Raw genomic sequence first — 26,327 nt, 5'->3', positions numbered from 1 at the left:
CCTCAGAAATAAGTCACTGATAATACAAAACCAAGTCAATCAACCTGTGGCGCAGGGTGGCGGCGTTTTCGGGCAACAGTGGACCAGGTCGGGCCGGCGAATGACGTAAGTGTGATATGGAACTAATATCACCGTTAGTCTCTATATCTTTACAGGGGACATCCCCTTTTTGAGAGAACTGCCATGTTCAAATCGCGCTCGTTGATTGCTGCAGTCACCTGTTTCGCCTTGGCCGCGGGCCCTGGGATTGTTGTGGCGGACCCGGGTAACGGCAAGGGAAACGCTCAATTCGATCAAGGCCAGGGGCAAGGAGGCAAGGGCGGACAGGGAAATGCTGGCAATAAGGGTAACCAGGGCGGCCAGGGAAACTCCGGTAACAAGGGCAACCAGGGTGGCAAAGGCAACCAGGGCGGTGGCGATTGGCATAACGGCCCGAGCATCGATCGTGGCGGCATTCTTGGCGTGATTGGCGGTTATCGCGATTACTGGAGCCCGGGCCCGGCACTGCCGCCGGGTATCCAGAAGAACCTGGCCCGTGGCAAACCGCTCCCCCCTGGCATCGCCAAGAAGCTCGACGGGCGTTTGCTGGGGCGTTTGCCGCACTATGACGGTTATGAATGGCAGCAGGTTGGCACGGACTTGATTCTGGTGGCGATCGCCAGCGGTATCATCTATGAAGTGCTCAACGGTGCGTTCGACTGATCCGTTGTTCCAATGAAATGGCAGCTTGTGGGAGCGAGCTTGCTCGCGATGGCGTTGTATCAGTCACCTCATCATCGGCTGAACTGACGCTATCGCGAGCAAGCTCACCCCCACACAGGATTTGTGTCAGCTTTCAGATTGTCGCAGGCGCTTGTACAAGGTGTTGCGGCTGACTCCGAGGCGCCGCGCCAGGTGGGAAATGTTCCCGCCCACCGCCTGCAACTGGCGGTTCAGGTCCTCGGCATCGTTCAGGTCCACCGTCAGTGGCTCCGGCGTCTCCACCGGTTCCATTTCCAAGTCAACGAAGAAGTCGTCAGGAAGATGCTCCGGGCGGATCGGCTGCTCCTCGGCCATGGCCAGGGCAACTTGCAGCACACTGCTGACTTGCCGCAGATTGCCCGGCCAAGGATGTTGCTCGAACAACTCCAGGACTTCACGGCTCAGGCCAGCCCATTGGGTCGGCTCGCGGTGGTGTTCCCAAAGGCGTTTGAACAGCGCCTGCTTGTCGCTGCGTTCGCGCAGCGGCGGCAGCTCCAGGGTCAGGCCGCCGATGCGGTAGTACAGATCCTCACGAAACCGCCCCAGTTGCACCTGTTCACGCAGCGAGCGGTTGGTGGCGGAGATGATGCGAATATCCACCGGGAAAAGCTCGGCGCTGCCCACCGGTTGCACGCAACGCTCCTGCAGGACTCGCAGCAGTCGGGCCTGGGTGGGCAGCGGCATGTCGCCGATCTCATCGAGGAACAACGTGCCACGGTCGGCCTTGCGGATCAGGCCGATGCTGCCTTTCTGATTGGCGCCGGTGAAGGCGCCTTTTTCGTAACCGAACAGTTCCGATTCCACCAACTCGGCGGGGATTGCCGCGCAGTTGACCGCAATGAACGGCTGCTTGCAACGCGAACTGGCCTGGTGCAGCGCTTTGACGAACACTTCCTTGCCAACGCCGGTTTCTCCATGGATCAGCAGCGGAATATCTTTTTCAAGCAAGCGCTCAGCCTGGCGCACGGCTTTTTCCACGCGGCTGTCGCCGAAATGCAGGGTGTTGAGGCTGATCCCGTTATTAGTCGGCGTTGGTGTCGGCGAGGGCGTCGGTTCGGCGAAGATGCGCGGCTTGACCGAAACCTGCTTCGGCCGCTTGAGCAGGCACTGGAAGCGATTGCGTCCTGACGCCTGCAAGGCGAACGGGAGGCCGTCGGGCTGGTTCAACAGCTCCATCAGCGAGACCTTGAACAGGCTTTCGATGCTCACCCGCGACAGGCTCAGGCCCAGCAGATTGTCGGCGCGGCGATTGGCCGACAGGATTTGACCGGTTTCATCGAAAATCAGCAGCCCGGCCCATTGGCTGTCGAGGTTGTTCAGCCCGGTGTTGAACGTCAGCTGGAAATGTTCACCGCGAAACAGGTTGAGGATCAGCCGGTTCTCCACGGTCTGGCTCATCATCTTGACCATGCCCAGGGTGTGGGAGGGCGGCAGATAGCTGTCGCTGGAGACGTCCAGCACCGCGATGACCTTGCGTTCGGCGTCGAAGATCGGCGCCGCGGAACCGGTCATGAAGCGGTTGGCCTTGAGGAAGTGTTCATCATGTTCGATGTGCACGGCCTGCTCGCAGGCCAGCGCGGTGCCGATGGCGTTGGTCCCGGTGCAGCGCTCCATCCAGCTCGCGCCGGCGCTGAAGCCATGGGCCAGTTTCGGGTCGATGAAGCGCTGGGTGCCCCAGGAGGTCAGGACCTGGCCTTGATGGTCGGCCAGCATGATCAGGCAATTGGAATTGCTCAGGATGTTCTCGTAGTACGGCAAGACTTCCTGGTGGGTGGTCTGCACCAGTGAATGCTGGCTCTCCAGCAACTGGGCGATGCCGTCGGCCGGTAGTTGATCGAACGCAGGCACGCTCTGGTGATTCAGGCCAAAGGCACGGCAACGGGACCAGGAAGCCTGGATGATGGCCTCGTGGGTCAAGGCAGGAGCAGGTGCGGCCATGGGACACTCTCGCAGGAGCTGTTTTTATTGTTGTGGCAAGTCTCGCACAGGTTCCTTGTGCTGGGGCAGGCCTGAATATCACTTCATATACAGATCCTGTGGGAGCGAGCTTGCTCGCGATGGCGGTGTGTCAGTCACATCAATGCAACTGATCCACCGCCATCGCGAGCAAGCTCGCTCCCACAAGGGATATCGTCAGGCCGGCAGATAGCGTTCTTTCAGTGTTGTTCAAAATTGTTCATTGTCAACCGGCTGGTTGTTCAGTTGTTCATTCCTGATTGTTCACTTGTGTTCACCAACGAACGTCTTTTCCCAAGGAATCAGGGGAAATATCAACCTGATCAATAGGTTGCGATTTCTGGCACGGCTTTCGCTTTTGTATTCGGGTCGCTTGACTCCAAATAATAAAAAGGCCGAGCCATGTCATTAAAGCTTGAGCACATCTGTCGCACCGTCGAGGGCCAGCCCTGGATCGACGATGCCAATCTGAGTTTCGAACCCGGATCCTTCAACGTTTTGCTGGGCCGCACGCTGTCCGGCAAGACCAGCCTCATGCGCCTGATGGCCGGTCTGGACAAGCCCGACAGCGGCCGCATCCTGATGAACGGCGTCGACGTCACCAACCGTCCAGTACGGCTGCGCAACGTGTCGATGGTTTACCAGCAGTTCATCAACTACCCGACCATGACCGTTTTCGAAAACATCGCCTCGCCGTTGCGCCAGGGCGGTGTGTCCGAAGACATCATCCAGGGTAAAGTCCTGGAAACCGCAAAAATGTTGCGGATCGAAAAATTCCTCAAGCGTCACCCGCTGGAATTGTCCGGCGGTCAGCAGCAACGCACGGCGATGGCCCGGGCGCTGGTGAAGGACGCCGAGCTGATCCTGTTCGATGAGCCGCTGGTGAACCTGGACTACAAGCTGCGCGAAGAGCTGCGCCAGGAAATGCGCGAACTGTTCCAGGCCCGCCACACCATCGCTGTCTACGCCACCACCGAACCCAACGAAGCGTTGGCCTTGGGCGGCACCACGACGATTCTTCACGAAGGCCGGGTGATCCAGAGTGGTAAATCTTCTTCGGTCTATCACCAGCCACAAACGGTGCTGGCCGCCGAGTTGTTTTCCGAACCACCGATCAACCTCATGCCCGGACGGATCGCCGGCAATGAAGTCAGCTTCGCCAATTTCGTCCACTTTCCGCTGAACGTCGACCTGCGCCCGGTGGGTGAGGGCGAGTTCCGATTCGGCGTGCGCCCCAGCCATATTTCCCTGGTGCCCAGCAATGACGACGACCTCGAACTGGCCGTGACCGTCGAGGTGGCCGAGATCAGCGGCTCGGAAACGTTCCTGCATGTGCGCAACGAACACTTCCTGCTGGTGCTGCATTTGCCGGGCGTGCATGAATACGACGTTGACGCGCCGATCCGCATCTACATCCCGACCCATAAACTGTTTGTCTTCGACGCCCAGGGCAAGCTGGTCCAAGCCCCAGGGCAGCGTATCGCGAGGGTTGCCTGATGGCTGAAATTCGTTTGCAGAACCTCGCCCACAGCTACACCAGCACCCCGGCGGGCCCCGAGGACTACGCGATCCGCGAGATGAACCACATCTGGGAGCAGGGCGGCGCCTATGCGCTGCTCGGGCCTTCGGGCTGCGGCAAGTCCACGTTGCTCAACATCATTTCCGGCTTGCTCAGCCCGTCTGAAGGGCAGGTGATGTTTGACAGCAAAGTCGTCAACGAGCTGACCCCGGAGCGCCGCAACATCGCCCAGGTGTTCCAGTTCCCGGTGGTGTACGACACCATGACGGTGTTCGACAACCTGGCCTTCCCGCTGCGCAACCAGGGCATGGCCGAGGCGCGAATCCACACCAAGGTGCAGGAAATCGCCGAGGTCCTCGACCTGCAGAATCTGCTGGATAAAAAGGCTCGCAACCTCACCGCCGACGAAAAACAGAAAGTCTCCATGGGCCGCGGGCTGGTGCGCGACGATGTGTCGGCGATCCTGTTCGACGAACCGCTGACGGTGATCGACCCGCACCTTAAATGGAAGCTGCGGCGCAAGCTCAAGCAGATTCACGAACAGTTCAACATCACCATGGTCTACGTCACCCACGACCAGTTGGAAGCCTCGACATTCGCCGACAAGATCGCGGTGATGTACGGCGGCCAGATCGTGCAGTTCGGCACGCCTCGGGACTTGTTCGAGCGTCCCAGCCACACCTTTGTCGGCTACTTCATCGGCAGCCCGGGAATGAACCTGATCGAGGTCACCGCGCAGCCCGGTGGCGTCGGCTTCGGCTCGACCCACTTGCCTCTGTCCGAAACCCTGCAACAACGCGTTGCCGAGGCCCAGGGCAAAACCCTGAAGGTTGGTATCCGCCCCGAATTCGTTCATGTCTGGGACGGCCCCTATGACGACGCGATGCGGGCTGACGTGGTGCACGTCGAAGACCTGGGCACCTACAAGATCCTGACCCTCAACTTCGATGGCGCGCCGATCAAGGTCCGCCTGGCCGAAGACAAGCCTGTGCCCGAAGGCACCGCGTACATCAGTTTTCCGGCCCAATGGCTGATGGTCTATGCCGATGAGTATTTGCTGGAACCGTTGAGCGAGGTGCAGCCATGAACAAGGTGCAGAACAACAAGGCCTGGTGGCTGGTGTTGCCGGTGTTCTTGCTGGTGGCCTTCAGCGCCGTGATCCCGATGATGACGGTGGTCAACTATTCGGTGCAGGACATTTTCGACCAGTCCAGCCGTTACTTCGTCGGCGCCGACTGGTACAAGCAGGTGCTGCTCGATCCCCGTTTGCACGATTCACTGTTGCGCCAGTTCATCTACTCGGCGTGCGTGCTGCTGATTGAAATTCCCCTGGGCATCGCCATCGCCCTGACCATGCCGACCAAGGGCAAATGGTCGTCCCTGGTGCTGATCATCCTGGCGATTCCGTTGCTGATCCCGTGGAACGTGGTCGGCACCATCTGGCAAATTTTCGGCCGCGCCGACATCGGTTTGCTCGGTTCGACGCTCAACGGCCTGGGAATCAACTACAACTACGCGGCCAACACCATGGATGCCTGGGTCACTGTATTGGTGATGGACGTCTGGCACTGGACGTCGCTGGTGGCGCTGCTGTGTTATTCGGGGCTGCGAGCGATTCCCGACGTCTATTATCAAGCGGCGCGGATCGACCGAGCATCGAACTGGGCCGTGTTCCGGCACATCCAGTTGCCGAAGATGAAGAGTGTGCTGCTGATTGCCGTGATGCTGCGTTTCATGGACAGCTTCATGATCTACACCGAGCCGTTCGTGCTCACCGGCGGCGGGCCGGGCAACGCCACCACGTTCCTCAGCCAGACCCTGACGCAGATGGCCATCGGTCAATTCGACCTGGGCCCGGCGGCGGCGTTTTCACTGGTGTACTTCCTGATCATTCTGTTGGTGTCCTGGCTGTTCTACACCGCCATGACGCACTCCGACGCCAACCGTTGAGGCCCGCACAATGAGCAAGAGAAAGCTGATACCCCTGCTGATCTACATCCTGTTCCTGCTGGTGCCCATCTACTGGCTGCTGAACATGTCCTTCAAGAGCAACACCGAGATCCTTGGCGGCCTGACCCTGTGGCCGCACGATTTCACGTTCCACAACTACAAGGTGATCTTCACCGACCCGAGCTGGTACACCGGTTACCTCAATTCGCTGTACTACGTCAGCCTGAACACGGTGATTTCCCTGGCGGTCGCGTTGCCGGCGGCCTATGCGTTTTCCCGTTATCGGTTCCTCGGTGACAAGCACCTGTTCTTCTGGCTGCTGACCAACCGCATGGCGCCACCGGCAGTGTTCCTGCTGCCATTTTTCCAGTTGTATTCGTCCATCGGCCTGTTCGACACCCACATCGCGGTGGCGCTGGCCCACTGCCTGTTCAACGTGCCGCTGGCGGTGTGGATCCTCGAAGGGTTCATGTCCGGGGTACCAAAAGAAATTGACGAGACCGCCTACATTGACGGCTACAGTTTCCCCAAGTTCTTCGCCAAGATCTTCATCCCGTTGATCGGCTCCGGCATTGGTGTGACGGCATTTTTCTGCTTCATGTTTTCCTGGGTCGAACTGTTGCTGGCCCGTACGCTCACCTCGGTGAATGCCAAGCCGATCGCGGCGGTCATGACCCGTACGGTGTCGGCGTCGGGTATCGACTGGGGCGTGCTGGCGGCGGCGGGGGTGTTGACCATCCTGCCGGGCATGCTAGTGATCTGGTTCGTTCGCAACCACGTGGCCAAGGGCTTTGCCCTGGGCCGGGTCTGAGGAGTCGATGATGGAATGGATGAACTGGACCGTCCCGACGGCGGCGTTTTTTGGTGTCATCGCCTTGTTGTTGATAGGCATGACCACGTGGGAATTGCGTTCGCCGAGCATCCCTCGGCGTGGTTTCCTGCCGATTGCCACCACCCGTGGCGATCGGTTGTTTATCGGTCTTCTCGGTAGCGCCTACCTGCATCTGCTGGTAATCGGCGCCACCGACTGGAGCATCTGGATAGCGTTCGCGTTGTCTTTGGTGTGGCTGTTGGCAGTGATGCGGTGGGGCTAATCGCGACCATTCGACGATCAGGCTCTTAAACCCAAACAGGAGGTCTCTATGTTCGATAAAAACAATAAGCTGCGACATAGCGTTTCATTGGCAGCCGCGCTGGCACTCAGCGGGCTGAGCGCTACGGCCTGGGCCGACGCCTATGAAGACGCCGCTAAAAAATGGATCGGCAGCGAATTCAAGCCGTCGACGCTGACAGCCGAGCAGCAGCTCGAAGAGTTGAAGTGGTTCATCAAGGCCGCCGAGCCGTTTCGCGGGATGAAAATCAACGTGGTGTCGGAAACCATCGCCACTCACGAATATGAATCCAAGGTGCTGGCCAAGGCCTTCAACGAAATCACCGGGATCCAGCTGACCCACGACCTGCTGCAAGAAGGCGACGTGGTGGAGAAGTTGCAGACCCAGATGCAGTCGGACAAGAACATCTATGACGGTTGGGTCAACGACTCGGACCTGATCGGTACGCACTTTCGCTACGGCAAGACCGAGTCGATCACCGACCTGATGGCCAACGAAGGCAAGAATTTCACTTCGCCGACCCTGGACCTCAAGGACTTCATCGGCATTTCCTTCACCACCGCGCCGGACGGCAAGGTCTATCAACTGCCCGACCAGCAGTTCGCCAACCTGTACTGGTTTCGCGCCGACTGGTTCGAGCGTGCGGACCTGAAGGCCAAGTTCAAGGAAAAGTACGGCTACGAGCTGGGTGTACCGGTGAACTGGTCGGCCTATGAAGACATCGCCAAGTTCTTCTCCGAAGACGTCAAGGAGATCGACGGCAAGCGTGTCTATGGCCACATGGACTACGGCAAGAAAGACCCGTCCCTGGGCTGGCGCTTCACCGATGCCTGGTTCTCCATGGCCGGCGGCGGCGACAAGGGCCTGCCCAACGGTTTGCCGGTGGACGAGTGGGGCATCCGTGTCGAGGATTGCCACCCGGTCGGTTCCAGCGTGACCCGTGGTGGCGACACCAACGGCCCCGCGGCCGTGTTCGCCACCACCAAGTACGTGGACTGGATGAAGAAGTACGCGCCACCAGAAGCGGCGGGCATGACCTTCTCCGAATCCGGCCCGGTGCCGTCCCAAGGCAACATCGCCCAGCAGATTTTCTGGTACACCGCGTTCACCGCCGACATGACCAAGCCGGGCCTGCCGGTGGTGAACGCCGACGGCACGCCGAAATGGCGCATGGCGCCTTCGCCACGTGGTCCGTATTGGGAAGAGGGCATGAAGCTGGGGTATCAGGACGTGGGTTCGTGGACGTTCATGAAGTCCACGCCTGAGAAGCAGAAACTCGCGGCCTGGCTCTATGCGCAGTTCGTGACGTCCAAGACGGTTTCGTTGAAGAAGACCATCGTCGGCCTGACGCCGATTCGTGAGTCGGACATCAACTCCCAGGCCCTGACCGACCTGGCGCCGAAACTCGGCGGCCTGGTGGAGTTCTACCGCAGCCCGGCCCGCGTGCAATGGACCCCGACCGGGACCAACGTGCCGGATTATCCACGCCTCGCGCAGTTGTGGTGGAGCCACATCGCCGAAGCGGCCAGCGGCGAGAAGACGCCACAGCAGGCCCTCGATGGCTTGGCCAAGGACCAGGACGCAATCATGACTCGCCTGGAACGCTCCAAGGCCCAAGCCACCTGCGCACCTAAGATGAACCCTGAGCGCGACGCGCAATACTGGTTCGACCAGCCGGGCGCACCGAAGCCGAAACTGGCGAACGAGAAGCCTAAAGGTGAAACCGTGAGCTACACCGAGCTGTTGAAATCTTGGGAGGCGGCGCGCAAGTAATCTTGTACCGGCAATAAAAAACGGCACCGAAAGGTGCCGTTTTTTTTACCCAGGATCTGAAGTAACCCAATCCCCTGTGGGAGCGAGCTTGCTCGCGATAGCGGTGGTTCAGTTTGCATCCATGTGAATGTGCCGCCGCCATCGCGAGCAAGCTCGCTCCCACAGGTGGTTGTGGATCAACCCGCTTTGTTCGGGCTGGCCTGGGAGTTTCCAGCCACCGATGAGGGGGTACTTTTCATCAACCCATCCAACGCCTGCCGATACGTCCTGCCCGCCAGGCTCATGCTGTTGTTGTGCGTGCCCCCTGGCACCAGCAACAAGCGTTTGGGCTCCCGAGCTGCGTTGAACAGTTGTTGGCTGAAACGCGGCGGTACGTAGTTGTCCGCGGCGCCATGAACAATCAGCAGCGGCATGTTGATCTCGCCGATCTTGTCGATGGAGTCGAACTTCTGCGACAGCAGCCAGCGAACCGGCAAGGATGTGTCGGCCATTGCGGTGGCGACATCGCCCAACGAGGTGAAGGTGGATTCGATCACCAGCCCTCGGGCCGGCACCGGGGTGCCGTTGCTTGCAGCCTCCTGGCCCAGTTCCGCCGCCAGGTCCACCGCCACGGCGCCACCCAGCGAATGACCGTAGATCAGCCGCAGGGCCGGATCCGGTTGCAGCTTTACGAGGTGCTCCCAGGCGACTCGCGCGTCTTCGTAGACGCTGGACTCCGACGGCAGGTCCCCCTGACTCTTGCCGAAGCCACGGTAATCGATTGCCAGCACCGAATAGCCCAGCGCCCTTAATTGCTGGATGCGAAACAATTGCCCGGTCAGGTTCCAGCGCACACCGTGCAAGTACAGGATGGCCGGTGCGTTCTTGCGTTCAGCCGGCCACCACCAGCCATGGATATTTTCCCCGGCCTTGAAATTCTTGGGCTTGAGATCGAATTCCTGCAAACCGCTGGGAAGGCCGCTGAACCAGCTCGCTGTTCCCGGTTCGATGCGAAACACCAGCTCGCGCTCCTTGTGCTGCAACGCCGCGCAGCCCACTGGCAGGCCGACCACCGTTGCGATCATCAACGACCAGGCCAGCCAGCGCTGTTTGAAGCGAGAAAATAAAAATGCGGGCATCGATGCGATTCGCTACTCGGACAGAAGCTGCTTTTTAGCAGATTCTCTGGATTGCGCGCAGGGATTTCGGACAGTTTGCCCGTGGTTTCGCTCTGCCTTTCCAGGGTACGTGCAACCCGATCGAACTCTCGCCGTTTCGCCCCACTCGAAAATTCGACAACCATCACATCGAGGACGACATCATGACGATCGAGCATTCCAAAGGGCAGACCCAACCTGGCAACAATGCACCGGCGAAAGACGCTTCCGGTGAGCCGGTGGATGTGGTCAAGCGCGATGTGCGCCAGCCGGATTCGGCAACTGACAAAGTGGACAAGACGATCACGCCCAAGTCGATCAAGAGCCATGAACAGGATGCCGAAAAACTTCAGGATAAGGTCGCCCAGGTGGAGAAAAAGCTCGACCGATAGACGACGCTGTCATTCGTCCGGAGCGCACTTTTCATGGCTGGAAAATACTTCACCCGTGTGCCTTACTCCTTGTTCCTGAGGGGGAGGGCAACGCGATGCGACGTAGAAGCGCACAGTATTGGCTTTGGGTGAACAGCCGGTTGCCAGGCCGCAACCACGAAGAAGTTCTTGAGGACGGCACGCAGGTCGAGGTCCAGACACGGATCAACCAGCAAAGCATCACACAGGTTTTCGTCTGTGTTTATCGACCCAACGGCTCCGTCTGGGTCGAGGAATTCCATGACCGCGCCTTGCGTGAACCCCTTCCCCAGGCGCTGGAATGGGGCATGGATCGGGCGCGGGAAATCGTCGCCGGTACGGCAGGCTTCAAGGCTCCTCACCGGATCCAGATGACCCTTGGGCCGCTGATCCAGGACGAATGCGCCCTGGCGCTCAGGCGCATGGACATGAGCGATGAAGAACGACACAGGCTCAAGGCCCGGGATGCATGGGTTGAATACCTGAATGCCAAGGCAGCGATGCTGGTGCTGATGCGTTCGGTCCGGGTCGACGCCATGGTGTGGGAGGCGCAAAGACGTCGGCTGCGTGAAGCCATCGATCGCCGTGCCTCGCTGGCGCGGGTGAGCTTCGGTAATTGATTCAGCGGATGGCGTGGTTTATGCGCATTGTTTTTTTCAGCTGAAAAAACAAACAATGACAATCACGGTCTCTTACTGGCGACCATTCGTCCGAAGGTACTCTACACCTGTAAAGTCTGACAGTAGCCGTATCCACATGCTGGCCTTAGATTGGGTTTCCATCAACAACATTTGGAAGCACCATCATGGCTACTGACCAATCAATCGACAATGCTACCCAAGAGCATCGTAGGCTTGTCCATTTCACGCCCTTTGCTGATCAAGACATGAATGGCTGGGTCCTGCACGAGGGCGCGACGCTCGAAACTGACTATTTCTGCAGCGTGCATGCAGGATCAGACTTTGCGCAGGAGTTGATTTTTTCTATTGCTGATCTCCCCGAATTTATCATTGGGGCAAATTATTTAATAAGTTTGGCAGCCCGTCGGAAGGGCGGTAGTGATACTGATTGTTTGCAAATCCACGATAGTCGCGGTCCAGTTATTTCGTTTTCTGCGGTAGGACCTTCGTGGGAAACTTACACAGGAGCTTTTATATTGAAGTCAAAAAATAATCTGCAAATTTTTGGATTATTTCAAGGGGGCGAAGGCGAATTTCACGTTGATGACATTCGCATCTGGGCTATCGATTAATCAGGAGCTAATCCATCTGCTTTGTGAAAATTCCTAAGTAACCTCATTGCGTTCGGGGCTTTTGAGCTAGTTGTTGTTCCTACCCAAAGCCCCACAGGCAAATTTTGTTGATCAGTGCACATCCCCGAATTCCACCAGCACGAACCTGCGCCCATTCTCCCCATACCCCACCTTCGGCACCCCCGCCAGGCGCTGGTGCAGCACCTGGGTCAGTGAGTGGCCCGGTAGCAAACTGGCGTCACCGAAGTCGCCATCCAGTTCCAGTGGATGAACGATCACTTCCAGCGAACCGTGGCCCGGCGGCGCGGCGTGGTCAAGGTCCGCTGGTGTGCAGACGTAGTCGGCGGTCGCGCCGCACAGCCGGCGCAGGCGATGATTGAACAACGTCTTGAAGATGCGCTTGGGCACGCTCAGGTTGGCCCCCAGGTTGCGCGCCAGCCGCACCGGTACGCCGTGTCGCGCGGCGAAGCGTGCCACCAGCTCTCCGACGGGCCAGATGTTGTGCACGTGCTGATGCGAGTCCAAGTGGCTGGGACGCAGGCCACGGTCCAGGCAATATTGCCACTGTGACTGGAGCTCTTCTTCCACCGCCGCCAGATCTCGCGACCCAAGACGCAGGCAGTACCGCGACAGGTTCAGGTCGAACTCGCCGGCGGCATTGCAGAACCTTTTCCGTGACCTGATCGCCTGACTCAGCGGCGGCCCATAACTCAGGTTGAAATGCAGGCCGACGCGCCCTTCAAGCAACGGGTGCCGGGACAGTTCGCACGCCTGGTCGAACCCCGGCATGTTGGCCATCGCCGTGGCGGAGCTGATCACGCCGGCCTCGAAGGCTCGCAGGATCAGGTCGTTTTCACTATGGCTGAGCCCGAAGTCGTCAGCGTTGACGATCACTTGGCGGGGCATTCGCGTTCTCCTGGTGCTTGGTGGAAGACGATGCCGTCTTCGCGGCTGGTTTGGCCTTGCGCTTGCCGAGCCAGGGTTTCAGGCTCTTCCATAGCCGCAAGGCCAACCCCAGGAGCAAGCCATCGGGTTGCCAGGAGTAAAAGCTCCAACGCCATTGTTCAAGTTGTCCGGTCATGCGCTCGTGCAGTTGGTGGTTGGAGTTCTCCAGACTGACCCGCGACGCATCGATCCACCGCCAGTTTTCGTCCAGCCCCCAGCGAATCCACTCTTCGAGCAATACCCGGCCGCTGCCCAGGTCGGCGTGTTGCGGCAGGAACGCCAGGTTGTAGTCATACAGCCGGCCCTGATCCAGCAGGCCGAGGCGATAGCTGATGCATTCGCCGTGCAGCTCCAGCATCACCACTCGCACCAGGCCCTGGGCGGCGAGGGCGGTGAGGGCGAGGTTCATCCATTGCCGGCGAAGGGGGGTGGCGAAGATGCCGACGCCTTCCTCGCCTTTCCAACTGGCATCCTCGACATCGGCCAGGGCGCGCAACAATTGCCCCATGCTGATGGCGTCTGGCGTTATCCGACGGATCTCGGCACCACAAGCCGCGATTCGCTTGCGCGCTCGCCGCAGCTTGTAGCGTGGATCGCCAGAGATCTCCTGATGGTCGCTTTCAGTGATCAGGTGCACCGGAACCCGGCAACTGAGGCGCCGTTCTCCGGTGGAACTCAACGCCATCCAGGCGCTGAGGGCGCTTTGCTCGCCGACGGGCTCGATCACTTCATTGATTTGCAGCAACGCGTGGGGCAAATGCTGACGGATCTGCATCAGCGCCTGGCCCATGCCTTCGGCGTCCATGCGCGCCAGCAGGGCGATGCGGTCGGCCATTGGAAAACCCAGATGACGCAATACCCGGAACCGCAGCCCGCCGATACGTTCCAGTCCTGATATCAGGGGCAGGCAGAAGCACAAGGTCTGGTCCTGCCAGCCCAGCAGGATATGCAGTTGCTGCTCCGGCACCAGGGCGAATTCCGCCGCTTGCAGCCAAGCCAGGGTGTTGAACGGTGTGGCGTCGGCCACCTGCGTTCGCAGCTGTTCATAAGCTGTTGCAGGGAAATCCTCCGCGCCCAGGGAGCGACACCATTGGTACCGGATCGCCATGGAAGTCAGGCCGCTGCTGTCGAGGTAACCGGCTGGGCCGGTTTACGAAAGCCGTCCAGCACAGAACCGCGGTAAAGCGTGTCGCGAAAGAACCTCCAATGACCGAACAGGCGATACACGTGGGTGATCTTGCCGCGCTCCTGGAAGCCCATACGGATATGCATCTTGATCGCCTGGACGTTTTGCAAATCGCAGACATCGACCATGGTGTGGCACCCCTGGTCCGCCATGACTTTCCACACTTCCAATTGCATGTCCGCCGAGATACTGGTTCCCCAGTATCGACGAATCGCCTCGCCACCGAACTGGAAGTACTCGCCCGGCTTGATCGGAAAGTTGCAGCGATAGAAATGACGGTCGAAATAGTCCCGGGTACTGGCCCAGGCGAAGCCCACGGTATCGCCCTGATCATCCAGGTACATCAAGCCTGTATAGCCTTCTGCCGCCAACTCGCGCATGGTTTCGACGCGGTCGCCGAAGTGCCGGGCAAATGCGTCGGCGTTGGCGATTGTGATGAATTCCAGGCGCATTGGTGGGTAGGGCTTGAGGTTGTGTGGGGGGAGCGGGGTGCGTATATCGTGCTCCAGCCACACCAGTCGGGTATGGGAAAATACGTAGCGTCTGCCTAGCTGTTTTAGGACGGCGCGCAGACCTTTTTTCTGGATGTGATCACGCAATGTTTGCAGAGCGTTCATGGTGCCTCCTGACGGGTGGCGGGTTGGGGTGAAAGCGGAGCTGTCCAACCGAGGGCGAACACGGTTTCCCCTGGCAGGAGAAACCCGACCTGGCCGGCCTTGCAATCAAACGGAACGCTTTGGCTGCGGTTGTTCGGGCCGAAATACAGCAGGGTCATGCCTGGCTGGGGGCAGGCCGTGCCGTCGAGGCTGACCTGATGGGCTCGCGTGCTTTTGTTCACGCCCAGCAGGTTGCGTTGCTTGCCGGTGGCCATGGCCAGTACGTCGACTTCAAACGCGTCGTTGTCCAGGCGCAGCACCTGGTCGAGCCAGTGCTGCTGGATGAACTGCTGGGCCAGGCCTACGGGCTTGAGCTCGAAGCGCTTGTTATCCAGCACCCGCACCATGCCCTTGGGGTATTCAGGTTCGTCGGCGAGCATGAACCAGTTGAGCATGTCGAGCCATCCATCCGCGGAGGCGTTGATCGCCACCGAGGTCCACCATAAGGCGGCGTAGTGGGTCTCTTGGTCGTAAGGGCTCAGGCTCGAGCCGCTGGACATGTTGGTCTGGTCCAATAGCAAAGCCTTGCGGGGCCGGCCCTGGCTGTCCAGTCCCACCAGGTTGGCGGCTTGGCGGACGCTGTCGCGATAGACCCGGGTTGCCAGCAGGTCGCGGATCATCCATTCATGCCAGGCCAGGGCGTCGATCTGATCGTCGGACGTCGCGAGCAGGCGCCGTGCCCAGTCGATCCCGCGCTTGTCAGCTGCATTGTCGGTAAAGGGGCCATTGGTGAACCGGGAGCTGGCGGGTATGGCGATGCGGACACCGGCGCGTGCGTTGGCGGGATCGGCGCGGACCTGGGCAGCCATGCTTTGGAACACTTGCTGGAAACTGGCGAAGTCCGGGTAGTTCAGGTTTGGCTCGTCGGCAAAACTGAGGTAGTGGACGCCCTTGTCGTCCGAGGCTCGGGTCGACATGAGCCAGGCTTGCAAGCCGCTGAGACTGGTCCGGTCGGCCTGCAGATCCGCCCGGCGCTGACTGGCGGCCAACAGGGTAATGTCTTGGCTGATGCCGAACCGCCCCCGGTACAAGCGTCGGAAAGCATCTTCGTGATTGACCTTGGCCGCCATGACGTCGACGAAGCTGTAGAGGGTTGCCGCCTGGGGTTTGAGCGCATCGAGCACCGCGTAGCTGGAGGGCGGCAGTAATTCATAGGGCATATATATGCCCAATTTGGGGGTCGTGCCGAGCGCCTCGTCGTGCAGCGCCAGGTGGGTCTGCCCCGGATCCTGGCGCACCGGTTGCAAGTGCGCCGGGTCTTGGGCGAACAGGTTGACGGTGCCGTCCAACCAGAACGCGACCTTGCCGTTGCCTTGCAGGTGCACGCGCCAGATTTGGTCCGCGTCCGCCACCGGGAGGGCCACCTGATCGAATTGCCAATAGGCCCGCTGTGGCTTGAGATTCAGTTGCAGCTGCTTGCCGTCCGCAACCCGCCGGGCTTGCAACGCACGTACGCCGCCGTGGAACTTGCCCGCCAGCACCGCCTGTTCGCCCGCTGCCACTTTGAAATACAGCTCGTCGCCATCGTGGGCTTCAGCACTGAAATGCACCTTGGCCGGGGCGAACAACGCACGGATGCGCGCGTCGTGTTCGACGCTATAGCGCCGGAAACTGTAGCCGGGAATTTCCAGTCGGTAACTGGTGGCGCTCGGCAGCAGCGGCCATTGCTGCTCGCCACGGGTCTGATCCGCCTTGACCAGGCGCTCACCCGCCAATCGCCCATGGCCGTCGAGCAGATACAGATGTTCGGCATTGGCCTCGGCTTGCCAGGCGGGCACCCAGCGGACGGTGACGGTGTCCGGGCGGTCGGTTTGCAGATACAGGCTGCCGTCACGGATGCCGGTCCATTGCATGGACGCGCCTTGGGCCGAGGTTGCCAAAAACAGGAAACACAGACAGCCGCCCATTTTGAGCAAGCGCCGCACTGGCCCCATCGCGAGCAAGCTCGCTCCCACAGTGGACCTGCGGTGAATGCGGATGCCATGTCCAACACCGGACCCTTGTGGGAGCGAGCCTGCTCGCGAAGAGGCCGTCACCTTCAACATCACCGCAAACTGACCCACCGCTTTCGCGAGCAGGCTCGCTCCCACAGTAGATCTTCGGTGGATGCAGATGCCATGTCCGCCACCGGACCCTGTGGGAGCGAGCTTGCTCGCGATGGCGATTTTGCTGGACAAGGTATTCACGCAGATTTTCCCAACAGCATCTGACGCATCGGCAGCAGATCGCTGGGCAGGATAATCAGCGTCTGCCACGGCGACACGCCGCTGAGGCGGCAATACATGGCGAGCATCGGCAGGGTCACGCCCAGGTAGGCAATTGAAGAAGCGGCGGCAGCGCCGACGATGCCGTAGCGCGGGATCAGGATCACGTTCAGCGCCAGGTTCAACAGCGCCCCCCCGCCCATCATCAGCGAAACAGCGCCGGGGCGGTTCTTGCCTAGCAGGTCCAGGCGCAGGATGCTCGCGTAGCACAACCCGAATACCCCTGGCAGCAGCGCCAGCAGGGCCGGGTACGCCGGTTGATAGGCGATGCCGAACAGGGTGATGATCAGCCATTCGCCGACCAGTGCCATGCCCAGGCAGGCGCCCAGCATGGCCGTGGCGGTCAGGCGCAAGGCCAACGGGGTCAGGCGCTTCATATCGGTGTCTTGCTGCAGGAGCCTTTTCATCAGCGGCGTGGTGACCGCTTCCGGGACGATATGCAGCAGTTCCGCGGCGGCGCTGGCCATGGCGTAGTGTCCCAGCGCCGTGCTGCCCAGCAGTGCGCCGATGAACAGGTAGTCCGAGCGCATCATCAATTGCTGGAACAGGATATCCGGGTGACTGCGGACACCGTAATGCAACAGTTCGTTCTGGCCGGTGCGGTCCCAGCGCAGGGTGATCGAATGATCGCGACGCAACCACATCCAACCTGCCAGCACCACCAGGCTCAGGCCCGCCAGCCAGCTGATCAGCGCTGCTTCCAGCGCCGTGTCTTTCCATATCCAGAACAGCGCCACGAAGAGCAACAGCGGCACCAGGGATTCCATCAGCCGCAAGGCGTTGAACGCGCCAACGCCGCCGGAGGCGTTGTGCAGCGTCAGCAGGCCGCTCTTGAGTACCGCCAGCGGTACGGCCAGCAACAGCAGCCAGGCCAGCAGCCCCAGTTGCACGGCGATGTCCAGTTCGGCGCCGAACTCACGTACCAGCGCCACCACCAGCAACGTCAGCAGTCCCGCCAGGAGGCAACCGAAGACCAACACATGGCTGAGCAGCAGGCTCATCGAGCGGTGCTGCGCCGCCTGATAACCCACGGCGGAATTCAGCCCGCCACTGGTGATGGCGCTGATCAAGTCCGGCAGGGTGCTGAGCAGCGCCAACAGCCCGCGTTCGCTGGGCCCCAGGATCCGTGCCAGCAAGACGTTGCGCAACAGGCGCAGGCAGAGCATCGCCAGGCTTGTGCCCATGCTCAACACCAGGAGCTTGAGGTAACGTGCGCGGTTCATGAGCGGGCTCCTCGACGAATGCGCCAAGCCAACAATTCCGGGTGGCAGGCGTTGCGTTGGCTGACGCCGAAACGCGGCAGGTTCAGCGGGTCGCCGTCATGGCGATACAGTCCGGCCTGGGTGCCCAGCGCGAACGGAAAACCGTGGGCCGCCACATGCTCGCGCACACGGGCGTCGTTGTCCCCGTTGGGGTAGCAATACACCGGCAAGGGCTGGGCGCAGCCATTCTCCAGGGCGGTCCAGCTGCGGGTCAGTTCCTCGTGCAGGCGCTGGTCGTCCAGGCCCGTCAGAATCGCGTGGCTGGCGCCATGGGGGCCGAAGCGCACCAGGCCGGAATCTTCGAGCATGCGCACCTGGGTCCAGTCCAGCGCCTGGGGTTGGGCACCGTGCGGACAGGCTTCGGTGAGGTCGCTCAAGGTGCGCGCATCGAGGGTCTTGAGGCTTTGCAGATAGTGCAGTAGCGCCAGGCTGCGGCGCTCGTCGTCGATATCATCGAGCAGCACCGGCAACGGCCGGCCGGCGTGCTGCAAATGCTCGATCAGCGAATGCCGTGCTACCTGCCCATGGCTGCCCCACAGGGTTTCGCCGATGCTTTCCCACCAGAAGTGCTGGCGGCTGCCGACGAAATCGGTGGACAGGAAAATGCTCGCAGGCACTTGGTATTGGCGCAGCAGGGGAAAGGCGTTCATGGCATTGTCGCGCCAGCCATCGTCGAACGTCAGGGCCACCCGGGGACGGTTTGGAACGCTTTCAGGGTCGGCCAACAGCAATGTCATCAGGGGCACGCATTCAAAATGCCGTTGCAGCCAGATCAGCAAATGTTCGAATGCATCGGGCCCCACGCACAGCTCGTTGCGATGGGGCAGTTCGGCGGCGCGGTCGTTGTTCAGCACCCGGTGCAGCATCAGGATGACGCCGGCGCCACGCAACGGATGGCGACCCAGGGACGTGTTCAGGTACAGCCAGCCGCCGGTGCGCTTGAAAACGTATTTGATCGACATCGGCCATCTCCTTAACGATTCTGCTCGGGATTCCATTGGCTGTAGCGCTGGCCTCGCAGGAACTGCCAGAGCCCGATGCTCATGCCCGCCAGCGTCACCAGCACGAACGCCGCCAGGCGAAAGGGCCGGGGCAAACGGTGGCCGGCGTCCAGCAACCCGATCAGTGCCATGGCGTAGCCGAGCAACTGCGCCACCAGGCTCAGGCGATAGAACGGATGGTCGTTCCACAGCCAGGCGTTGCTCAACAACAAGGGCAGCAGCAGCACCGGCGCCAGGCGGCGGATCAATTTGTGGCTGATCAACCCGATGGCATAGAGCCCATGACGCAGCGGGTTGAGCAGTTCCCGACGCTGGGCGAGGCTCTGCAACCCGCCGACGGTGACCCGCTGGCGACGACGAAACTGCTTGCCGGCTTCGTCCACGCCCTGGTCGGTCACCCGGGCCTTCGGTGCATAAACGATCGATTTGCCGGCTGCCGGCGCGCAGGTGCTGAGGAAAAAGTCATCGTTGACTTGCGCCGGTATCGGCTGGAACAGTGCCCGGCGCAGCGCCAATAACGCGCCGTCGGCCGAGACCATGCAGCCTGTGCGGCTTTCCACCCGGCGCAACCAGCCTTCATAGTGCCGATAAAGGCTGTCGCCCAGGCTCAGGCCTTTGCCCGGCACGGGGATGTCCATGTGCCCGGCGCAGGCGCCAACTTCCGGATCGCCCAGCGGCGCCAGCAAGTGGCCGAGCGTGTCCGGGGCCCATTGATTGTCCGCGTCGGTGAACACCAGGATCTCGCCATAGCTATGGGCCACGCCGGTATTGAGGGCGGCGGCCTTGCCCTGGCGTGGCAGGTCGAGCACGGTGATGCGCGAGTCGCCGATTCTGCGCGCGCAGGCCACGGTGTCGTCGGTGGAACCGTCGCTGGCGAGAATGATCCGCAGCGAATGCGCCCGATAATCTTGGGCCAGCAAGGTGCGCAACTTTTCTTCGATGTGCCGCGCCTCGTTGTGGGCGGCGATGACGATACTGACATCCATCGGCAAGGGTTTGCCGTAGCGCCGTACCGGAAAAAAAGGCGTCAGTAGGGTTAACAGCACGGGGTAGCCGAGGTAGGCGTACACCGGCAGCAACAGGCAAGACCAATAAATGAATTCAGCCACGGGCAGGTCTCCTGGCATTCCATTGAAAAAGATTGAGCAGCAACGCGGCGCCAGTCAGGTGCAAGCGCACCTCGTGCAAGGCCCACAATTGCAACGTCAAGCGCGGGGCGCGGTGGCTCTGGCGCAGGCTGAGAAACAAGGCCGGCAACGTGGCGATCAATAACAGCATCAAGGCCGGGCGCGCCTGGCCTTGGAGCAGGGCGACCAGTGCCAGGAAATCCAGGCCCCAGATGCCCACCGACAGCGCAGGAAAACGCAACAGGCGCAGGCTCGGCCCGTGACTGCGCAACAACTGCCAGTGACTGCCCTGGCGCCACAGTTCCTTGCTCATCCACTCGCGCCAACTGCCTTCGTAACCCCAGTGCAAGGCCAGGCTTTCAGTGACCAGCAGCAACTGCGCACCGGCTTCGCGCAAGCGCAGGGAAAAATCCTTGTCTTCACCGGTGCGCAGGGTTTCGTCGAAACCGCCGACCTGGTCGAACCAGGTGCGGCGCATCAGCAGGTTGGCGCTGGGCAGCCACTGCACCCGGCGCAAGGGGCGCGATCCCGGGCGCTGGCTGCGGCGCTGCCACGCTTGGGCGAACCAAGGCGCTTGCGCGGGCGTGTCCAGGTCAAGCCCCAGCACATCACCTTGGCGGCCTTCCATTTCAACCAACAACTTGAGCCAGTCGGCCGGCATTTCCATGTCGGCATCGATGAACGCCAGCCATTCACCGCTGGCGACCGCCGCGCCGCGGTTGCGCAGGGCGCCGATGTGCACGCCAGGCACGATCAGCACACGTGCGCCCAGTTCGTTGGCGATGCGCGGGCCGTGATCGTCCGAGCCGTTGTCGACCACGATCAGCTCGCATTCCAGTTGCGCCTGGCGAGCCGCTTCCTGCGCGGCCAGCAACGTACGGCCGATGTGGCGGGCCTCGTTGTACATCGGGATGACGACGCTTACGCGGCTCATGAACGGGCCTCCTGCGGCTCGACCTGTTCGGCGTGGTAGCGCAGCACACTGGTCAAGGCGAGCATGATCCACAGCAACTTGTGGTTCTGCGCGCTGAGGAACATCAGGAACAATGCCAGCGACAGGAAGCTCATGCCCAGGTGCGTCAACAGGTCCGCCTGGGCCCAGTCCCGACGCTGGAGCCAGAGTTGGCGCGCGCGCACCAGGTTGTAGAGGCCCAGCCCAATCATGCCGACAAACATCAAGCCGGCCGGCACGCCGACTTCGCTGAAGATCTCCAGATAGGTGTTATGGGCCTGGCGGTACAGATCCCCCCGTTTGCGATTGGCCGAGAACGCCTTCGCGTAACCGGTGGGGGCGTAGTGCTCTGGAAACGTTCCCGGGCCGGAACCGAGTATCGGCTTCTCCCGGATCATCTGGCTGCCCACCACGATGTACGAGGCGCGGCGTCCCAAGGATCCGTCCTGGTAGGCGTTGGCGCCGGAACTGAGAATGCTCAATGACTGGATGCGTGCCACGTAGCCAGCCGGCATCAAGGCGATTGTCGCCGGAACAGCCAGCGCCAGGCCGAGCATCGCGAACCCCAGGTGCCGGGGACGTATGCGTGGCAGCTGCGCCCTGTAGTGATACAACCCGATCACCAGGCTGAGCAGCAACACGACCAGGCCTGAGCGTGATTCGGTCTTGGTCATGCCGCCCAACAACAGGATGAAACCGCCACCCCAGAACAAGCGTTGCAGCAAGTTCTGGCTGCGAATGGTCAACCACAATGCCAGCGGCACGGTAAACGCAATCAACAGGGCAAAGGCGTTCGGGTCCTCCAACAGACCCGAGGCGCGGCCCTGATCCTGGTATTTGGCTGAAAACATCGCGAGCACGCAGGCCGTGGCGACGCTCACGGTCATCAGTCGGGCGAACATATCCAGGTTCAGCTCGCGGCCGATCAGCAACGTGATCACGAACAGAATCAGCCCTACCGAGAGTTCACGCAGCTGTGTCAGGGACAGGTCCATGTTTTCCGAGATCAACAGGCTCAGGCCATACAGGGCCATGAAGCCGAGCAGCGGCTTCCAGATATTGCTGCGCAAGCGCGTCGCAGGAATCTGGTGCAAGGCCAACTGCAGCATCAGGATCAGGATCAGCGCCACACCGAAGAATTTGCTGCCGGAAAACGCGTTGTCCTTGAACAGGCCTTCGAACGGGAGCAGCGCGGCAATGCCCAGCAAACCCCAAGTGGGCTTGCGGTACAGCATGGCAACGCCCACGAGCCCAAGCACCGCACCCGGTGCGAGAAACGGATAAGGACTGGCCAGCAATGCCAGGCACACCAGCCCCAGCAGACTGACGATCGAGAGCGGGACGATCATGGCCGAGCCTCCCGTGCCGTGCGGATATAAAGTTGTGACCAGCGTTCGGCCAGCGTGCGCAGGTCATAGCGGTCGCTTTGGGTACGGCGCGCGTTGTCGGCGAGGATTCGCGCCAGGGGCGGTTCGCTGTACAGCGTTTCGATCTGGCGTGCCAGCTCCTCGCTGTCGGCCGGCGTGGCGAGCAGGCCGTTGTGACGGTCCTGCAGGATATCGGGAATACCGCCGACGCCGAACGCCACCACCGGCACGCCGGCCTGCATGGCTTCGAGCAGGATCATCGGCGTGCCTTCGGTGCGCGAGCTGATCACCAGCGCATCGAGGCGGCTCCACCAGTCGTCCATGTCGGTTTGATAGCCGGGCAACTCGATGCGCGTTGGCAGCCCGGCATCGGCGATGCGTTTGAGCAACGGCTGGCGTTCCGGGCCATCGCCGAGCATCACCGCGTGCAAGGACGCATGGCGCTGGCACAGCGGGATCATCGCGTCGAGGAACAGGTCCGGACCTTTTTCGCTGCTCAAGCGGCCGACGTAGCCGACCCGCCAGCGTTGCCTGTCGTCGCGATGGGGCAGCGGCGTCGTGGCGGCTGGCAAACCGTTGGGAATCACGTCGAGCTTGTCCGCGTTAACGCTGGCCTGGCGGTGCAGCGCGGCGATGCTTTCGGCCACGCAAACCACACGCTTGACCGGCGCGGTGCGGCACAGTTGCAGGCTCAGCCACGTATAGAACCGCTGCTTGGGACTGCGTGGCGTGAAGCCGTGCTGGGTGATCACCAGCGGCAGGCGCAGCATCGTGGCCGCGGCCCAGCCGAACAACAGGCCCTTGAAGTTGTGCGTATTGATCAGCGGTCGCTCGTCGCGCCGGTGCCGCAAATGCTGCAAGAGCTCGGCCCAATTGGCGCAATGGCAGCAATCGACCCCGGCCTGGCGGAACCGCGTGATCAACGTCGGCGGCGCCGCCAGGAACACCACTTGATGCTGGCCGGGCGTCGCCAGGCAATGATCGAGCAACATCCGCTCGGCCCCATAGAAGCCCCCGCTGTCGAGCAGATGAATGATCGACAGGGGGCTGTCTTGGCGGGACGGGCCGAACGGCGCGTTCAATTTCTCACCCAATGGACAAGGCTGGGCACGCTCCAGTTGCGGTGCGGGTTGATCTGTTCGGGCGATTGCTCGTTGATCACCAGCAGCACCGGCAGATCCAATTGGTGGCTGATTTGCGCAGGGTGCTTGAAGCGATGGTCGAAGAACTCACGCACATAGACCAGGGCGATCGCCAGCAGCAGGCCGCTGAACAGGCCGAAGGCGATGATCAGCACCGGCTTGGGAAACGCTGCGGCGGTCGGTTCGAACGGCGGGCTCAGGACCCGGGCGTTGGACAGGTCGTTGTCCAGTGAACGGGCGGAGCTGGCTTCGGCGAACCGTTGGGCATACGTGGAGAACGCCGCGTGGAGCGCGTTGATCTCGGTGTCCATTTGCCGCAGTTTGCTCTGGGTTTCCTGCAACTGGTGGATGCGATCCTTGAAGGCGGCGATGCGTTCGACTTTCTGATTGATCACCGAGCTGACCACCGCCAGGTCGGTGGTGCGTTCCTGGATGCGGTTATTCACCACTTTCAGGAATTGCTGGCGGGTACGCATGATCTGCTCGCGCGCCAGCAACATCGGTTCGCTGCTGGGCTGGAAAATCGCCAGGTCGTTCATGTAGCGGCTGACCTGGCTGGTCAATTGCTCACCCAATTGCCTGATTTCCCTGTCCTCGAAGGCGATGTTGTCCACGGTGGTGGTGAAGGTGAAGGGGAAGGTGTAGTCGTTGAACCGCGAGCTGTTCGCCGCCGCCAGGCTGGTCTTGAGGTAATCGAGCCAGCGTTGGCTTTGCAGCAGGCGATCCTGGTACAGGTTCAGGGCCTGCTCTTCGGTGTTGATCGCATTCAAGCGGAACGTGATTTCTTCCTTGGGATCGGAAGAACCAACGCCCTCGAGCAGCGTCAGCCGGTTGCCTTCCAAACCGTCAAGGCGCGTCTGGTACTGGACTTTCTTCTGCTCATAGAACGTCTGGGGCAACTCGATCGACTGCAAGTCCTGGCGGCCGGTGAGGTAGTTTTGCAGCAGTTGCCCCACGAACCGGGTGCCCTGGGCCGGATCACCGAAGCTGTAGACAATGGAGATCACGTTGGAACCGGGCAGGGTCTCGATCTTCAGGTTTTCGATCGCCTCGTCGGTCAGCGTGTCGAGCACCGTGTCGCGCACGGGGTCGACTTCAAGCCCCAGGCCGTCACGCACCGGGTTGATGACGTATTCGCGCAGCGGCTGGGTGATGTAGCGCTTGAACGGTTCGCTCACCCATTTGTTGAGGACGCCCGGGCTTGGGGTGTATTCCCCCTGGTCGCGCAGGGCCTTGATGGTTTCGCGAATCAACGCTGGCGAGCGCAGGATGTTGCTCTCGGTTTCCATGTCCGCCAGGGATGGCGGAACGAACGTTGCGTTTTCCTGGTTCAGCGAAGTCGTGGCATCGCCTTGGGAGAGTTTTTTCGACTGGACGATCACCTGGGCGGTTATGTCGAAGCTCTGCTTGAGCATCAACGGCAGCACCAGGGCGATCACGGCGAAAATCAGGAAGACGCGCTTCACCCACTGCTTGTTGGCGAAGAAGATCCTGAAGAACTCGTGCAGGTAGTTTTCCTTGGGATTCATGATCATTCACCCGGGTCAGTTGCCGTTGCTATTGTTGTCGAGGTCATAACCGAAGCTGACGCCAACGCCCTGGAACAGCACCACGTCGGCCAGTTGCCGGGCCATTTCACCGGCTTTGGCCAGGCCGGTCTTGGGTACGAAGAGCATGTCTTCCGGTTGCAGGTAGGCGATCTGCGACGCATCGCCGCTCAAGGCTTTTTCCACGTCGTAATGACGGGTTTCGACCTGGTTGCCGTTGCGGCGCATGATCACCACCGAGTCGAGCCGGGCCTTGACGTTGGTGCCGCGGGCCAGGGTCAGCGCCTCGAGGACCGAGATGGGCCGGCGGATCGGGTAGGAACCGGGTTGGGCCACTTCGCCCAGCACATAGATCTCGTTGCCGGCGGTGGACTTGAGCAGCACGTCGACGGTCATGTGGCCTGGCAACTGGGCGTAGCGCTCGTTGAGGAAGGTCTCCAGCTGGGTAACGGTCATGCCTTGCAACGGCACGGAACCGATTTCCGGGAAGGCGGCGTAGCCATCCCGGCCCACGATGATCTCCCGGCTCATGCCCGTGGCCGGGTGGATCAAGGTGTTGCGCAAGTTCGCCTCACCGGACATCGGGCTGGTCACCAGGACGCTCAATTGGTTGCGGTTGGGTTGGAACAGCATCTTCTGGTTGTAGGCACGCTGCACTTCCAGGCGCGCCTCGTCGGTGGTCAGGCCGGCGACTTTCACCGAGGTGTTGGCACCCGGCAGTTCGATAGTGCCGTCGGGCATCACCTGTTGCGTGCCGTTGAGCTGGCTGGCAGCGGTGAAGTTCAGGGCAACCTGGTCGCCCGGCTGCACGCGATAAGCCTGGGAAGAGGTCGTGTCGATGTGAAAAATCACATCCAGCACGTCCTGCGGCCGCAGCGTCTGTTCGACCCGGGGCATGTCGGTGGCCTGGGCATTGGCCGGCGCGGCCGTGAGGATCTGCACCGGCATCGTCGTGTTTTCGTTGTGGCTGGAGCAACCGGCAAGCGGCAGCAACAGCAGGACAAGCATTCTGGCGTTCATCTCGTCATC

Annotated in this window: 24 protein-coding genes; 10 read left to right on the top strand and 14 right to left on the bottom strand. The window is 61.1% G+C overall.

Annotated features, from left to right (window positions below; all coding sequences use genetic code 11):
- The first annotated feature begins 183 nt into the window (after positions 1-183).
- Entirely contained in the window at positions 184-702 is a 519-nt protein-coding gene (locus Q7C33_RS10725) for an anti-virulence regulator CigR family protein (RefSeq protein WP_407683371.1), read from the top strand.
- A 126-nt stretch (positions 703-828) separates the two neighbouring features.
- Here Q7C33_RS10725 and Q7C33_RS10720 read toward each other — a convergent pair whose 3' ends face one another.
- Entirely contained in the window at positions 829-2,679 is a 1,851-nt protein-coding gene (locus tag Q7C33_RS10720) for a sigma-54-dependent Fis family transcriptional regulator (RefSeq protein WP_407683370.1), read from the bottom strand.
- 420 nt (positions 2,680-3,099) lie between these two features.
- Between Q7C33_RS10720 and Q7C33_RS10715 the strand changes: the two genes are divergently transcribed.
- From Q7C33_RS10715 to Q7C33_RS10690, 6 genes are read left to right on the top strand one after another with little or no spacing between them, the layout of a single operon-like run.
- Positions 3,100-4,194, top strand: a complete 1,095-nt coding sequence (locus tag Q7C33_RS10715; protein WP_030142067.1) for an ABC transporter ATP-binding protein — start codon at positions 3,100-3,102, stop codon at positions 4,192-4,194.
- Complete coding sequence (locus Q7C33_RS10710) at positions 4,194-5,303, top strand: ABC transporter ATP-binding protein (RefSeq protein ID WP_407683369.1); 1,110 nt, start codon at positions 4,194-4,196, stop codon at positions 5,301-5,303. The genes Q7C33_RS10715 and Q7C33_RS10710 overlap by 1 nt, the downstream gene beginning before the upstream one ends.
- Positions 5,300-6,166: a carbohydrate ABC transporter permease gene (locus Q7C33_RS10705; protein ID WP_030142069.1), complete on the top strand. Its 867-nt coding sequence runs from the start codon at positions 5,300-5,302 to the stop codon at positions 6,164-6,166. Before Q7C33_RS10710 ends, Q7C33_RS10705 begins: the two co-directional genes overlap by 4 nt.
- Before the next feature lie 10 nt (positions 6,167-6,176).
- Entirely contained in the window at positions 6,177-6,977 is an 801-nt protein-coding gene (locus Q7C33_RS10700; RefSeq protein ID WP_030142070.1) for a carbohydrate ABC transporter permease, read from the top strand.
- 10 nt (positions 6,978-6,987) lie between these two features.
- On the top strand, positions 6,988-7,260 hold the full coding sequence (locus Q7C33_RS10695; protein WP_030142071.1) for a DUF2160 domain-containing protein: 273 nt from the start codon (positions 6,988-6,990) through the stop codon (positions 7,258-7,260).
- A gap of 48 nt (positions 7,261-7,308) precedes the next feature.
- The gene (locus Q7C33_RS10690; protein WP_030142072.1) at positions 7,309-9,051 is read left to right on the top strand and encodes an ABC transporter substrate-binding protein; all 1,743 of its coding nucleotides are present in this window, start codon (positions 7,309-7,311) and stop codon (positions 9,049-9,051) included.
- A 176-nt stretch (positions 9,052-9,227) separates the two neighbouring features.
- Here Q7C33_RS10690 and Q7C33_RS10685 read toward each other — a convergent pair whose 3' ends face one another.
- The gene (locus tag Q7C33_RS10685) at positions 9,228-10,169 is read right to left on the bottom strand and encodes an alpha/beta hydrolase (protein ID WP_407683368.1); all 942 of its coding nucleotides are present in this window, start codon (positions 10,167-10,169) and stop codon (positions 9,228-9,230) included.
- Positions 10,170-10,351: 182 nt separating this feature from the next.
- On the opposite strand from Q7C33_RS10685, the gene Q7C33_RS10680 reads away from it, so the two are divergent.
- The 3 genes from Q7C33_RS10680 (at position 10,352) to Q7C33_RS10670 (ending at position 11,849) form a co-directional block, all read left to right on the top strand.
- Positions 10,352-10,579 (top strand): hypothetical protein, encoded by a 228-nt coding sequence (locus Q7C33_RS10680; protein WP_217859951.1) that lies wholly within the window; start codon positions 10,352-10,354, stop codon positions 10,577-10,579.
- 95 nt (positions 10,580-10,674) lie between these two features.
- Complete coding sequence (locus tag Q7C33_RS10675; RefSeq protein ID WP_407683367.1) at positions 10,675-11,217, top strand: hypothetical protein; 543 nt, start codon at positions 10,675-10,677, stop codon at positions 11,215-11,217.
- Positions 11,218-11,402: 185 nt separating this feature from the next.
- On the top strand, positions 11,403-11,849 hold the full coding sequence (locus tag Q7C33_RS10670) for a hypothetical protein (protein WP_407683366.1): 447 nt from the start codon (positions 11,403-11,405) through the stop codon (positions 11,847-11,849).
- 111 nt (positions 11,850-11,960) lie between these two features.
- Here Q7C33_RS10670 and Q7C33_RS10665 read toward each other — a convergent pair whose 3' ends face one another.
- The 12 genes from Q7C33_RS10665 to Q7C33_RS10610 form a co-directional block, all read right to left on the bottom strand.
- Positions 11,961-12,755, bottom strand: a complete 795-nt coding sequence (locus Q7C33_RS10665) for a ChbG/HpnK family deacetylase (protein WP_407683365.1) — start codon at positions 12,753-12,755, stop codon at positions 11,961-11,963.
- Positions 12,727-13,902 carry a GNAT family N-acetyltransferase gene (locus tag Q7C33_RS10660; protein WP_407683364.1) on the bottom strand — a complete coding sequence of 392 codons (1,176 nt, stop codon included), beginning with the start codon at positions 13,900-13,902 and terminating at the stop codon, positions 12,727-12,729. The genes Q7C33_RS10665 and Q7C33_RS10660 overlap by 29 nt, the downstream gene beginning before the upstream one ends.
- Before the next feature lie 5 nt (positions 13,903-13,907).
- Positions 13,908-14,597, bottom strand: coding sequence for a GNAT family N-acetyltransferase (locus Q7C33_RS10655; RefSeq protein WP_323155714.1), 690 nt, complete (start codon positions 14,595-14,597; stop codon positions 13,908-13,910).
- Positions 14,594-16,570, bottom strand: a complete 1,977-nt coding sequence (locus tag Q7C33_RS10650) for a hypothetical protein (RefSeq protein WP_407683463.1) — start codon at positions 16,568-16,570, stop codon at positions 14,594-14,596. The genes Q7C33_RS10655 and Q7C33_RS10650 overlap by 4 nt, the downstream gene beginning before the upstream one ends.
- 248 nt (positions 16,571-16,818) lie before the next feature.
- Positions 16,819-18,123: an oligosaccharide flippase family protein gene (locus Q7C33_RS10645; protein ID WP_198795992.1), complete on the bottom strand. Its 1,305-nt coding sequence runs from the start codon at positions 18,121-18,123 to the stop codon at positions 16,819-16,821.
- Positions 18,120-19,124, bottom strand: a complete 1,005-nt coding sequence (locus Q7C33_RS10640) for a polysaccharide deacetylase family protein (protein ID WP_030142081.1) — start codon at positions 19,122-19,124, stop codon at positions 18,120-18,122. The genes Q7C33_RS10645 and Q7C33_RS10640 overlap by 4 nt, the downstream gene beginning before the upstream one ends.
- Before the next feature lie 11 nt (positions 19,125-19,135).
- Positions 19,136-20,272: a glycosyltransferase family 2 protein gene (locus Q7C33_RS10635; RefSeq protein WP_030142082.1), complete on the bottom strand. Its 1,137-nt coding sequence runs from the start codon at positions 20,270-20,272 to the stop codon at positions 19,136-19,138.
- Complete coding sequence (locus tag Q7C33_RS10630) at positions 20,265-21,224, bottom strand: glycosyltransferase (RefSeq protein ID WP_217859945.1); 960 nt, start codon at positions 21,222-21,224, stop codon at positions 20,265-20,267. Before Q7C33_RS10630 ends, Q7C33_RS10635 begins: the two co-directional genes overlap by 8 nt.
- Positions 21,221-22,591 (bottom strand): O-antigen ligase family protein, encoded by a 1,371-nt coding sequence (locus Q7C33_RS10625; RefSeq protein ID WP_030142084.1) that lies wholly within the window; start codon positions 22,589-22,591, stop codon positions 21,221-21,223. The genes Q7C33_RS10630 and Q7C33_RS10625 overlap by 4 nt, the downstream gene beginning before the upstream one ends.
- Entirely contained in the window at positions 22,588-23,691 is a 1,104-nt protein-coding gene (locus Q7C33_RS10620; protein WP_030142085.1) for a glycosyltransferase family 4 protein, read from the bottom strand. Before Q7C33_RS10620 ends, Q7C33_RS10625 begins: the two co-directional genes overlap by 4 nt.
- The gene (locus Q7C33_RS10615) at positions 23,688-25,280 is read right to left on the bottom strand and encodes a GumC family protein (RefSeq protein WP_217859942.1); all 1,593 of its coding nucleotides are present in this window, start codon (positions 25,278-25,280) and stop codon (positions 23,688-23,690) included. Before Q7C33_RS10615 ends, Q7C33_RS10620 begins: the two co-directional genes overlap by 4 nt.
- Positions 25,281-25,295: 15 nt before the next feature.
- Positions 25,296-26,318: a polysaccharide biosynthesis/export family protein gene (locus Q7C33_RS10610; protein ID WP_030142087.1), complete on the bottom strand. Its 1,023-nt coding sequence runs from the start codon at positions 26,316-26,318 to the stop codon at positions 25,296-25,298.
- Positions 26,319-26,327: the final 9 nt, after the last annotated feature.

Origin of the sequence: Pseudomonas sp. BP11-1-1, assembly GCF_052112105.1 — a bacterium.
GTDB lineage: Bacteria > Pseudomonadota > Gammaproteobacteria > Pseudomonadales > Pseudomonadaceae > Aquipseudomonas > Aquipseudomonas alvandae.
This window is presented reverse-complemented; position numbering and strand designations above follow the sequence as displayed.

What these genes read in the sequence shown, in the direction of transcription:
- Q7C33_RS10725 (WP_407683371.1), top strand. Translation starts at nt 184, where the DNA reads ATGTTCAAATCGCGCTCGTTGATTGCTGCAGTCACCTGTTTCGCCTTG.
- Q7C33_RS10720 (WP_407683370.1), bottom strand. Translation starts at nt 2,679, where the DNA reads ATGGCCGCACCTGCTCCTGCCTTGACCCACGAGGCCATCATCCAGGCT.
- Q7C33_RS10715 (WP_030142067.1), top strand. Translation starts at nt 3,100, where the DNA reads ATGTCATTAAAGCTTGAGCACATCTGTCGCACCGTCGAGGGCCAGCCC.
- Q7C33_RS10710 (WP_407683369.1), top strand. Translation starts at nt 4,194, where the DNA reads ATGGCTGAAATTCGTTTGCAGAACCTCGCCCACAGCTACACCAGCACC.
- Q7C33_RS10705 (WP_030142069.1), top strand. Translation starts at nt 5,300, where the DNA reads ATGAACAAGGTGCAGAACAACAAGGCCTGGTGGCTGGTGTTGCCGGTG.
- Q7C33_RS10700 (WP_030142070.1), top strand. Translation starts at nt 6,177, where the DNA reads ATGAGCAAGAGAAAGCTGATACCCCTGCTGATCTACATCCTGTTCCTG.
- Q7C33_RS10695 (WP_030142071.1), top strand. Translation starts at nt 6,988, where the DNA reads ATGGAATGGATGAACTGGACCGTCCCGACGGCGGCGTTTTTTGGTGTC.
- Q7C33_RS10690 (WP_030142072.1), top strand. Translation starts at nt 7,309, where the DNA reads ATGTTCGATAAAAACAATAAGCTGCGACATAGCGTTTCATTGGCAGCC.
- Q7C33_RS10685 (WP_407683368.1), bottom strand. Translation starts at nt 10,169, where the DNA reads ATGCCCGCATTTTTATTTTCTCGCTTCAAACAGCGCTGGCTGGCCTGG.
- Q7C33_RS10680 (WP_217859951.1), top strand. Translation starts at nt 10,352, where the DNA reads ATGACGATCGAGCATTCCAAAGGGCAGACCCAACCTGGCAACAATGCA.
- Q7C33_RS10675 (WP_407683367.1), top strand. Translation starts at nt 10,675, where the DNA reads ATGCGACGTAGAAGCGCACAGTATTGGCTTTGGGTGAACAGCCGGTTG.
- Q7C33_RS10670 (WP_407683366.1), top strand. Translation starts at nt 11,403, where the DNA reads ATGGCTACTGACCAATCAATCGACAATGCTACCCAAGAGCATCGTAGG.
- Q7C33_RS10665 (WP_407683365.1), bottom strand. Translation starts at nt 12,755, where the DNA reads ATGCCCCGCCAAGTGATCGTCAACGCTGACGACTTCGGGCTCAGCCAT.
- Q7C33_RS10660 (WP_407683364.1), bottom strand. Translation starts at nt 13,902, where the DNA reads ATGGCGATCCGGTACCAATGGTGTCGCTCCCTGGGCGCGGAGGATTTC.
- Q7C33_RS10655 (WP_323155714.1), bottom strand. Translation starts at nt 14,597, where the DNA reads ATGAACGCTCTGCAAACATTGCGTGATCACATCCAGAAAAAAGGTCTG.
- Q7C33_RS10650 (WP_407683463.1), bottom strand. Translation starts at nt 16,570, where the DNA reads ATGGGGCCAGTGCGGCGCTTGCTCAAAATGGGCGGCTGTCTGTGTTTC.
- Q7C33_RS10645 (WP_198795992.1), bottom strand. Translation starts at nt 18,123, where the DNA reads ATGAACCGCGCACGTTACCTCAAGCTCCTGGTGTTGAGCATGGGCACA.
- Q7C33_RS10640 (WP_030142081.1), bottom strand. Translation starts at nt 19,124, where the DNA reads ATGTCGATCAAATACGTTTTCAAGCGCACCGGCGGCTGGCTGTACCTG.
- Q7C33_RS10630 (WP_217859945.1), bottom strand. Translation starts at nt 21,224, where the DNA reads ATGAGCCGCGTAAGCGTCGTCATCCCGATGTACAACGAGGCCCGCCAC.
- Q7C33_RS10625 (WP_030142084.1), bottom strand. Translation starts at nt 22,591, where the DNA reads ATGATCGTCCCGCTCTCGATCGTCAGTCTGCTGGGGCTGGTGTGCCTG.
- Q7C33_RS10615 (WP_217859942.1), bottom strand. Translation starts at nt 25,280, where the DNA reads ATGAATCCCAAGGAAAACTACCTGCACGAGTTCTTCAGGATCTTCTTC.
- Q7C33_RS10610 (WP_030142087.1), bottom strand. Translation starts at nt 26,318, where the DNA reads ATGAACGCCAGAATGCTTGTCCTGCTGTTGCTGCCGCTTGCCGGTTGC.